6 protein-coding genes and 2 pseudogenes are annotated in these 10,746 nt (G+C 67.1%); all 8 read left to right on the top strand.

Annotation, left to right across the window (positions count from 1 at the left end; translation table 11 throughout):
* Nucleotides 1–617 (top strand): annotated as a pseudogene (locus ACXJKH_RS08575) (alpha-glucuronidase); the annotation flags it as partial.
* A 23-nt stretch (nt 618–640) separates the two neighbouring features.
* A complete protein-coding gene (locus ACXJKH_RS08570) occupies nt 641–2,626 on the top strand; it encodes a sialate O-acetylesterase (protein ID WP_457319103.1) in 1,986 nt (661 codons plus the stop codon).
* Complete coding sequence (locus tag ACXJKH_RS08565) at nt 2,626–4,317, top strand: glycoside hydrolase family 43 protein (protein ID WP_457319102.1); 1,692 nt, start codon at nt 2,626–2,628, stop codon at nt 4,315–4,317. Before ACXJKH_RS08570 ends, ACXJKH_RS08565 begins: the two co-directional genes overlap by 1 nt.
* Nucleotides 4,318–4,388: 71 nt before the next feature.
* Nucleotides 4,389–7,013, top strand: a complete 2,625-nt coding sequence (locus ACXJKH_RS08560; protein WP_457319105.1) for a glycoside hydrolase family 3 C-terminal domain-containing protein — start codon at nt 4,389–4,391, stop codon at nt 7,011–7,013.
* A 10-nt stretch (nt 7,014–7,023) separates the two neighbouring features.
* Nucleotides 7,024–8,496: pseudogene (locus tag ACXJKH_RS08555) on the top strand (MFS transporter); the annotation flags it as partial.
* On the top strand, nt 8,470–9,486 hold the full coding sequence (locus ACXJKH_RS08550) for a glycoside hydrolase family 43 protein (RefSeq protein WP_457319104.1): 1,017 nt from the start codon (nt 8,470–8,472) through the stop codon (nt 9,484–9,486). The pseudogene ACXJKH_RS08555 and the gene ACXJKH_RS08550, both read left to right, overlap by 27 nt.
* A complete protein-coding gene (locus tag ACXJKH_RS08545) occupies nt 9,476–10,330 on the top strand; it encodes an aldose epimerase family protein (RefSeq protein WP_457319101.1) in 855 nt (284 codons plus the stop codon). Before ACXJKH_RS08550 ends, ACXJKH_RS08545 begins: the two co-directional genes overlap by 11 nt.
* Before the next feature lie 200 nt (nt 10,331–10,530).
* On the top strand, nt 10,531–10,746 hold a 216-nt coding region (locus ACXJKH_RS08540; RefSeq protein ID WP_457319100.1), incomplete at its 3' end, for an aldehyde dehydrogenase family protein.

Here is a 10,746-nt window from a genome sequence, read left to right as displayed (position 1 = left end):
CCATTGTCGAGATGATGATGGCCTCGCGCGAGGCGGCGGTGAACTACATGACCCCGCTGGGCCTGCACCACCTGATGGCACGGGGGCACCACTACGGTCCCGGTCCCTGGGTGGACGGTGGCCCGCGCGCGGACTGGACGTCTGTCTACTACCACCGCGCTGATCGCGATGGCATCGGCTTCGACCGGACCGCCCGTGGCAGCAACGCGGTGGGCCAGTACGCACCCGAGGTGGCCGCGCTGTATGGCGACCTGGCGCGGGTTCCCGAGCCGCTGCTTCTGTGGTTCCACCACGTGCCGTGGGATCACCGCATGGCCTCCGGCAAGACACTATGGAACGCGCTGGTCGGGCGCTATTCGCAAGGCGTGGACCAGGTGCAGGCCATGCAGGGGACGTGGGCGAGCCTGCGCGGCAGGGTGGATCGGCAACGCTACGAACAGGTCGCCGCCTTTCTCCGCATCCAGCGGCGCGAAGCACAGTGGTGGCGTGATGCAAGTGTGGCGTACTTCCAATCTGTGAGCGGCAGGCCGCTGCCTGCGGGCGAAGTCGCGCCGCCGCACCCGCTGGCATGGTACGAGGCCCTGCAGTTTCCGTCCGCACCGGGAGATGGGCGATGAGTCGGAGCGCTTGGATCGGATGGATGTTGGCGGCCGGGTTGGCGAGCTGCGCCAACCTGGCGCTGGCGCAGGAACGGGGGGCCGCGCTGCTGCATCCGCTGTTCCWGGATCACGCGGTTCTGCAGCGCGACCAACCCTTGCCGGTCTGGGGCCGCGCCACGCCCGGCGCCAAGGTTTCCGTGACCTTCGCACGGCAGGCCGTCACCACGCGCGCCGACGCCAGTGGAGGCTGGCGCGCCACGTTGCAGCCGACGCCCGCTGGCGGTCCTCACCAACTGACCGTCCGCGCGGGGCCGGCTGTCCAAGTGGTGCGTGACCTGCAGATGGGCGATGTCTGGTTGTGTTCCGGGCAGTCGAACATGGAGCTTCCGGTATGGCGCACGCTCGACGCGGTCAGCGAGATCGCTTCGGCCGCGCAACCGACGATCCGGCTGCTCACCGTGCCGAAGGCGGCAGCCGTCACGCCCCAACTTACGTTCCAGACCCCCGTGTCGTGGACACCCGCGTCTCCGGATACGGTGCGCGACTTTTCTGCTGCCTGCTTCTACTTTGCGCGTGACCTGCAGAAGACCGTCAACGTGCCGATGGGGCTGATCCAGTCGGCGTGGGGCGGCTCGCGGATCGAGGCATGGACCAGCGCCGACGCCCTGCGCAGTCAGGGCGGCATGGAACCGGCGCTGGAGGTGCTCGCGCGGTATGCCACCGACCCCGCCGCGGCAAACGCACACTGGGGCAGGCAGTGGCAGCAGTGGTGGGCAACGCGTGCGGGTGCCGTCGCCGGCGACACCCCCTGGCAGCCCGGCGCGGACGGCGCGGGATGGCAGGACGCGCCGGCCATGCTCGGGGCATGGGAGCACTGGGGCGTGCCGGCGCTTTCGCACTACAACGGCATGGTCTGGTACCGCACCCACGTGACCCTGACGGCCGCCCAGGCCGGGCAGGGGGCACGCCTTGAGCTGGGTCCGGTCGATGAGACGGACATGACCTGGGTGAACGGCGTGGCCGTGGGCAGCCAGTACGGTCCAGGCGAGGCGCGGTCGTATCGGTTGCCACCCGGTTTGTTGAAGGCCGGTGCCAACACGGTGGTGATCAATGTGCTGGACACCTACGGCGACGGTGGTCTGGCGGGTCCCGCGAGCGTCCATGCCGTCCACCTGGACGATGGCATGCGGATCGTCCTGGATGCGGCGTGGCAGTACCGTGCGGCACCCGGTGCGCAGGCACCGCCACTGGCGCCGTGGCACGCGGCCACGGGGATGTCGACGCTGTACAACGGCATGATCGCGCCGCTGGGCAGCTATGGCCTGCGGGGCATTGTCTGGTACCAGGGCGAATCGAACACGGGCGACGGCGCCGCCTACGCGGCACGGTTGCGTAGCTTGCGCGATGACTGGCGCAGTCAGTTCGGCACACAGTTGCCGGTATTGGTGGTGCAGTTGGCCGGATACGGCCTTCCACCTCAGGCGCCGGTGGAGAGTGGTTGGGCGCAGGTGCGCGAGGCGCAGCGGCGCGTTGCGGCGGAAGACCGGCACACCGGGCTTGCCCTGGCCATCGACATCGGCGATGCGTACGACATCCACCCGCCCAACAAACAGGAACTCGGCCGACGCCTGGCCCAGGTGGCGCGCCATGTGGTCTACGGCGACCGGACCGTTGCGCCGTCCGGCCCCACGGCACACCACGCATCGCGCACGCGGGATGGTGTGCGGATCGCGTTCGAGCATGTCACCGGCAGCCTGGTCACCATCGGTGCGAACGGCCCCATAGGATTCGAGCTCTGTGACGCCGACGCACGGCACTGCCGCTATGCCGAGGCGGTGCTGGATGGGCTTGAGGTTGTGTTGGATTGCATGGATTGCGTGGAGCCGGCCAGCGGCCGGCACTACCGGAGCGGCGCGTTGCGCGTGCGCTACTGCTGGGCCGATGGCCCGATCTGCACGCTGCGCGACGGCAGCGGCGCGCCGGCCGGGCCCTTCGAGCTTTCCCTCAACGCTGCAGAGGTTCCCTGATGCGTCTGCTGATTGCCACCGTGCTCCTGCTGTTGTCCGCTGCGGTGCAGCCGCTGGGGGCCGCACCCGCGCCACCGGTCTACTTCGACTGGTTCGACTATGCAGGACACGATACGGCCTTCGAAGCGCCGCTACCCGCCGGTCACTACCGCAACCCGATCCTCGCCGGCTTCCACGCCGACCCAAGCATCGTCCGCGCGAACGGCCGTTTCTACCTGGTCAATTCCAGCTTCACCTACTTCCCGGGCATCCCGGTGTTCGAGAGCGTGGATCTGGTGCACTGGAAGCAGATCGGCAACGTGATCGACCGCCCGACGCAGCTGGACTTCGATGGCCTGAGCGTGTCCCGCGGCATCTTCGCACCGGCCATCGCGTACCACGACGGCGTGTTCTATGTGGTGACCACCGCCGTCGACAGCGGCGGCAACTTCATCGCCACCGCGCGGGATCCTGCGGGCCCGTGGTCCGATCCGCACTGGCTGCCGGGCGTCGACGGCATCGACCCATCGCTGTTCTTCAACGACGACGGCACCGTTTACCTGCTCAACAATGATGTGCCGCCCGGTCGGCCGCGCTACGAGGGGCATCGCGCGATCTGGATGCAGCAGATCGATCTGGCCGCGTTCAAGCCGGTGGGCCCACGCAAGGTGCTGATCGACGGCGGCGTGGAGCCGGCGAAGAACCCGATCTGGATCGAGGGGCCGCACCTCTACAAACGCGACGGCTGGTACTACCTGTCCGATGCCGAAGGCGGCACCGGGCCGCAGCATTCCCAAGTGGTCCTGCGCAGTCGCGACGTGTGGGGACCTTACGCGCCCTATGCCGGCAATCCGATTCTCACCCAGCGCGACCTGCCCGGCGATCGGCCGCTGCCGATCACCAACGCCGGGCACGCCGATCTGGTGGAAGGTCCGGACGGCTCCTGGTGGGCGGTGTTCCTTGCCAGCCGCAATTACCAGAAACGCCACTACAACACGGGACGGGAGACGTATCTGCTGCCGGTGCACTGGCGCGATGGATGGCCGGTGATCCTGCCCGCCGACCAGGCCATCCCGTATGCGGTCAAGGCGCCGTCGTGGATGAAGGGGGATGCAGCGCAGGCACCTTCCACCGGCAACTTCATCGATCGCGACGAGTTCGATGCGCCGACGCTCGGCAAGGGGTGGCTGCGCGTACGGGTCCCCAGACAGGCGTGGGCAGACCTGAACCTGCGTCCGGGCACCTTGGCCGTGCACCCGCTGGCGGAGAATCTGGACACGCTGCACAACCCGGCATTCCTCGGACGTCGCCAGCAGCATCTGCGCTTCGAGGCCAGCACCCGGATGACGCGCCCGGCGTCAGGCGTGGCAGCCGGCCTCGCCGCGTTCCAGAGCGAGCACTACTGGTACTTCCTTGGCGTACGCAGCCTGGGAGGGGATCGCGTGGCAGTCTTCCTGGAAGGACGCGATGGCAGCGGTGTGACCCGAACGTTGGCCACGCGCGAGGCGACGGCGTCCACGTCACTGCGCTTGAAGATCGCCGGTGACGAGGGCCGCTACGCCTTCGCATTCGACGCGGCCGACGGAGGTGGCTGGCAGACCCTCGCCGATGACGTGGACGGAACGGTATTGAGTACGGATCGCGCAGGCGGCTTCGTCGGCGCGCTGCTGGGACCATTCGCGCGCGACGAGCGCGCCTTGAGGAGCAAATGATGACGCGTGCGCCTTACCTCTGCAGTGGCCGTCGTGGCCCCATCGTCCGCATCCTGGCGCTGTGCGCTGCCATGGCAGCGGCGACCGCCGGTCAAGCGGCGGAAACCCAGCCCTGGCTGGACACCTCGGCCARCTTTGAAACCCGCGCCGCCGCGCTGGTGGGGCAGATGACCCTGGAGGAAAAGGCCGCCCAGATGCAGAACGCCGCGCCCGCCATCGAGCGTCTGGGCGTGCCGGCCTACGACTGGTGGAACGAAGGCCTGCACGGTGTGGCGAGGGCAGGGCAGGCCACCGTCTTCCCGCAGGCAATCGGGCTGGCGGCCACCTTCGACGTGCCGTTGATGGCGCAGGTTGCGACCACCATCAGCGACGAGGCGCGCGCCAAGCATCACCAGTTCATACGCGAGGGGTCGCATGGCCGCTACCAGGGCCTGACCTACTGGTCGCCGAACATCAACATCTTCCGCGATCCGCGGTGGGGCCGGGGCCAGGAAACCTACGGAGAAGACCCGTACCTGACCGCGCGCATGGGCGTGGCCTTCGTGCACGGCCTGCAGGGCGACGACCCGGTGTACCGCAAGCTCGACGCAACGGCCAAGCACCTGGCCGTACACAGTGGTCCCGAGGCGGACCGCCACCACTTCGACGCACGGCCCAGCAAGCGCGACCTGTATGACACCTACCTCCCGGCCTTCGAGGCGCTGGTGAAGGAAGGCCAGGTCGACGCGGTGATGGGCGCCTACAACCGGGTGTACGGCGAGTCCGCAAGCGCCAGCACGTTCCTGCTGCGCGACGTGCTGCGCCGGGACTGGGGCTTCAAGGGCTACGTGGTGTCCGACTGCTGGGCCATCGTCGATATCTGGAAGCATCACAAAATCGTGCCCAGCCGCGAGGCCGCCGCGGCACTGGCGGTCAAGAACGGCACCGAGCTGGAGTGCGGCCAGGAATACGCCACGCTGCCGGCCGCGGTACGCCAGGGGCTGATCAGCGAAGCGGAGATCGACGATGCGGTGACGCGCCTGTTCACCGCGCGGATGCGGCTGGGCATGTTCGATCCGCCCGAGCGCGTGCGCTGGGCACGGATACCGGCCTCGGTGAACCAGGCCCCGGCGCACGACGCGCTGGCCCTGAAGGCCGCGCAGCACTCCCTGGTGCTGCTGAAGAACGATGGCGTGCTGCCGTTGTCACGCAACCTCAAGCGCATTGCCGTGGTCGGTCCGACCGCCGATGACACCATGGCCCTGCTCGGCAACTACTTCGGCACGCCGGCCGCGCCGGTGACCATCCTGCAGGGGATCCGCGACGCGGCGAAGGGGGTGGAGGTGCAGTACGCACGCGGCGTCGACCTGGTCGAAGGGCGCGACGATCCCGGTGCGACACCGCTGATCGAGGCAGCGTACCTGCGGCCGTCGGCCGATTCCCCGGAACGTGGGCTGCGCGGTGAGTACTTCCGCACGCCCGATCTGTCAGGGACGCCGGCCCTGGTCCGCACCGATGCGCAGATCGGTTTCCGCTGGGACCGGGGTTCACCCACCGACAACCTGCTGGCCCGCGGTGAAGCGGCGCCGGGGCAGGGCATTCCCAACGATGGCTTCAGCATCCGCTGGCGGGGCCAGCTGCTGCCGCCGGTCTCGGGCCGCTACCGGATCGAGGCGGCCGCCGATGACGGCTTCCGTCTCTACGTCGATGGAAAGCGGGTGCTGGACCACTGGGACAACAGCGATCGCCTGCGCAGCGATGGTGTCGACCTGGACCTGCAGGCGGGCCGCGCCTACGAGCTCACGCTGGAGTACTTCGATAACGAACGCGACGCAGGCGTGCGACTGGGCTGGCGCATGCCCGGCGCGAAGGCGCCGTTCGAGGAGGCGGTCGATGCCGCCCGCAACGCGGACGTGGTGGTCTTCGTCGGCGGCCTGACCGGCGATGTCGAGGGCGAAGAGATGACGGTGAACTATCCCGGCTTCGCGGGCGGCGACCGCACCGACCTGCGCCTGCCCGCCACCCAGCGCGCCCTGCTGGAAGCGCTGCACGCCACGGGCAAGCCGGTGGTAATGGTGCTGACCGGCGGTTCGGCGCTGGCGGTGGAATGGGCCCAGGCGAACCTGTCCGCGATCCTGATGAGCTGGTATCCGGGGCAGCGCGGTGGCACCGCCGTGGGCCAAGCGCTGTTCGGCGACACCAATCCCGCGGGCCGGCTGCCGGTGACCTTCTACACCGCGGACCAGGCGATGCCGGCCTTCGACGACTACACGATGGAGGGCCGCACCTACCGCTACTTCCGCGGCACACCGCTGTATCCGTTCGGCTACGGGCTGTCCTATACCCGGTTCGGCTACGGCATGCTCAAGCTCGATGCATCCCGCATCGCCGACAACGCGACCCTCAAGGTGCAGGTGGACGTGGCCAACATGGGCAAGCGCGCAGGTGACGAGGTGGTGCAGTTGTATGTGCGACGGCTTGAGGCGAAACCGGGCGATGCACAGCAGGCGCTGCGCGGCTTCCAGCGTGTCCACCTGGCGCCGGGCGAGCGGCGCACCGTGGCATTCGATCTGGACGCGCAGCAGGCCCTGCGTCAGTACGACGAAGCGCGAGGGGCGTATGCGGTACCGCCGGGGACGTACGAGATAAGGATAGGGAGCTCCAGCGCTGATGTCCGCGCCACGGCTGGCTTCACGGTGGAGGCCAGCCGTGACTGACGCCCGCCGCATGGAAGGCGCCGAGCATGCGCTGTCGATCCGGGAGAAGCTGGGCTATAGCCTGGGCGATCTGGCGGCGAACCTGATCTTCCAGACGCTGATCACCTACCTGGCATTCTTCTATACCGATGTATATCGCTTGCCGCCCGGCACCGCAGCGACCATCATTTTCGTGATCGGCCTGCTGGGCGCTTTCGCGTTCACCCCGCTGATCGGCATCGCCGCCGACCGCACCGCCACCCGCTGGGGAAAGTTCCGGCCCTGGATCCTGTGGACGGCGATCCCGTTTGGGGTGCTGGCGCTGCTCGCCTTCAGTACGCCGGACCTCGGCGCACGCGGCAAGGTCATCTACGCCCTGGTGACCTATGGGCTGCTGATGCTGGTGTACGCGGCCAACAACCTGCCGTACTCCGCGCTCAGCGGGGTCCTCACCGGCAGCATGGCCCAGCGCAACAGCCTGTCGGCGTACCGCTTCGTGGCGGTGATGATCGCGCAGTTCATCATCCAGGTGCTGTTGCTGCCGTTGGTGCTGATCCTGGGCGATGAGGATCGCGTGCAGGGCTTCGAGCGGGTGATGACCGTGTTCGCGGTCGTGGGCACGCTGTTCTTCCTGATCACCTTCGCCACCACGCGCGAGCGCATCGTGCCGGCCAAGGAACAGACGAGCGGGGTGATGCAGGACCTGTCCGACCTGCTGCACAACCGTCCGTGGAAGGTGATGCTGGCCCTCACGGTGCTGGTCTTCGTCAACCTGGCCCTGAAGGGTGGCACCTACATCTATTACTTCCAGTACTACATGAGCGAGGCCGCGTTGGCGGGCTTCCTCGACACCTCCGGCTTCAACTCCTTCATCGGGGCATTGAACGCGACACTCAACGGATGGGGCCTGTCCGGCTTCACCTGGCCGGAGGATCCGGCGACCTCGGCCTTCAGCCTGTTCAACGCCTGCGGCATCCTCTGCATGATCCTGGGCATCGGCGTCTCCCGCCGCCTGGCCGACCGCTTCGGCAAGCGTGATGTCTTCGGCGGCGCGCTGCTGGTATCCACCGTGTTCCTGCTGGTGTTCTACCTGTTTCCGCCCACGGCGGTCGGCGTGGCCTTTGGCGCCTTCATGCTGCACGGCTTCTGCTACGGCATCACCATCCCGCTGCTGTGGGCGATGATCGCCGACGTTGCCGACTATTCCGAATGGAAGAACCACCGCCGCGCCACTGCGATCATCTTCTCCGCGATGCTGTGCGGGCTGAAGATCGGGCTCAGCATCGGCGGTGCGCTGGTCGCCGGCATTCTCGCGCACCACGGCTATCAGGCCGGCGCGGAACAGCAGCCCCAGGCCGTGGTGGACGGTATCCGCCTGACGGTGAGCCTCTACTGCTCCATTCCCTTCCTGATAGCTGTTGCGCTGCTCTTCCTTTACAAGATCGACAAGGACATGGAAACGCGCATCGAGCATGACCTGCATCTGCGTCGGCAGGGAGGCAACCTTGATCGGCTCGCGGCGCAGGCCATTTCCCAGCCGCTGGTGACCCACATCTATACGGCCGATCCCTCCGCCCACGTGTTCGAGGGGCGCCTGTACATCTATCCGTCGCATGATATCGACGGCGGCGCGCCCTTCGACGACGAGGGCGGGCACTTCGGCATGGAGGACTATCACGTGCTGCGGATGGAATCGCCCGAGGGCGAGGCCACCGATTGCGGCATGGCGCTGCATGTGCGCGACGTGCCCTGGGCCGCGCAGCAGATGTGGGCGCCGGATGCGGCCCATCGCGACGGCCGTTACTACCTCTATTTCCCGGCCAAGGACGGGCAGGGCAGGTTCCGCATCGGTGTAGCGGTGGCGGATCGCCCCGAGGGGCCGTTCACTGCCGCGCCGGAACCGATGGAGGGCACATACTCGATCGACCCGGCCGTGTACGAAGACGACGACGGCACGCATTACCTCTACTTCGGCGGCATCTGGGGTGGCCAGCTCCAGAAGTACCGTGACAACCGCTTTGATGCGACGCACGCAGAGCCTTCCGGGGAGGCGCCCGCCCTGGGACCGCGTGTCGGCCGACTGGACGCGGGGATGACGCGGCTGGCGGAGCCCACGCGCGAGGTCGTCATCCTGGATGAGCACGGACAGCCGCTGCGTGCCGATGACCATGCGCGCCGGTTCTTCGAGGGGCCGTGGCTGCACAAGTACCAGGGCCGCTATTACCTGTCGTATTCCACGGGCAATACGCATCTGCTTTGCTACGCCGTCAGCGACAGCCCGTACGGACCGTTCACCTATGCCGGCGTGATCCTGAAGCCCGTTGTGGGCTGGACCACGCACCACTCCATCTGCGCGTTCGAGGGGCAGTGGTATCTCTTCTACCATGACGCCTTGTTGTCGCGCGGCGTGACCCATCTGCGCTCGGTCAAGTGCACGCCCTTGCACATGGACGCGGACGGCAGCATCCGGACGATTGATCCCTATGGCGCTTGAAACGGCTTCACCCAGGGACGATGCGCAGGCGCCGCTGCCTGCCGGCCACCTTTACTGGTTGCGGGCAGGCAAGCTGGAGGTCGCGCTTGCACCGGAAGCCGGTGGTCGCATTGYCCATCTGCGCTACGACGGCGTGGAGTGGCTGGTTGGCGAACACGAAGGTAGCGCGGCCGCCATCGGTTGGGGGTGCTACCCGATGGTGCCGTGGGCGGGACGCATTCGGCAGGGACGCTTTGTCTTTGATGGCAGGGCAATTGAGCTGCCTGCGAACTTTGGGGCGCACGCGATCCACGGGGTAGGTTTTACACGGCCCTGGAACATCCAGAGCATCGGCGCGGATGCGGCGACGCTGTCGCTGGCGCTGCCCGAGGATGCGTACTGGCCCTTCGGCGGCAGTGCGACGCAGAGCATCCACGTACGTCCAGATCGCCTGGACCTCCACCTCGCCGTTGAGGCCGGCGACCAGGCAATGCCCGCCGTGCTCGGCTGGCATCCCTGGTTCCGGAGGCCGGATCAGTTGCTGTTCTCGCCGAGTGCGATGTATCCACGGGACGGGGAGGGCATTGCCATGTTGCCTTGCGTCAGCCCCGCGCCTGGACCTTGGGATGACTGTTTCATCAATCAAGCCGAGGTGACGCTGGTGTCTGGCAACCAGCGCCTGCGGCTGTGGGCCGATACGGATCACTGGGTGGTGTATGACGGTGCTGGGCACGCGACGTGCGCGGAGCCTCAGACGGGTCCGTCGGATGGGTTTACCTTGGCACCGCAGCGGCTGGCGCCGGGCCAGAAGATGGAGTTGACGTTCACGCTGATATGGGAGGKCGAGGGGATTACGCAGGGCTAGCGTCCCGTCCACCCTATCGGTGAGCGCATATGCACCGCTGGACCCGGCGGTAAGCTCGATGCGTATTACATCGGAATCAAGCGGCAGGAATGAGATCCAGTGAACTCACAGTGATGCACGTCGCTCAGGAATTCACGGCTTGAAAACTGCACGACGGCGACTCTTTACCGACCTCGTTTTGAAGTGAAGAGCCTCTTTCCATGTCCAACAGCCATCTCACCACGGTAAATCCGCTGACCGAAGAAGTAGTCGCCACCTATTCCTACATGTCTGACGCTGAAGCCGCGGCGGTCGTGAAGGCCAGTCACGAAGCCTTTACTCAATGGCGTCTCCGCAGTCTGGATGAGCGAGCAAAGGTGATTGCCGGCATTGCCAAGGCACTTCGCGAGCGGAAGGAAGAGTTCGCACAGCTGATG

It is taken from the genome of Stenotrophomonas sp. P5_B8 (genome assembly GCF_054049855.1).
This window is presented reverse-complemented; position numbering and strand designations above follow the sequence as displayed.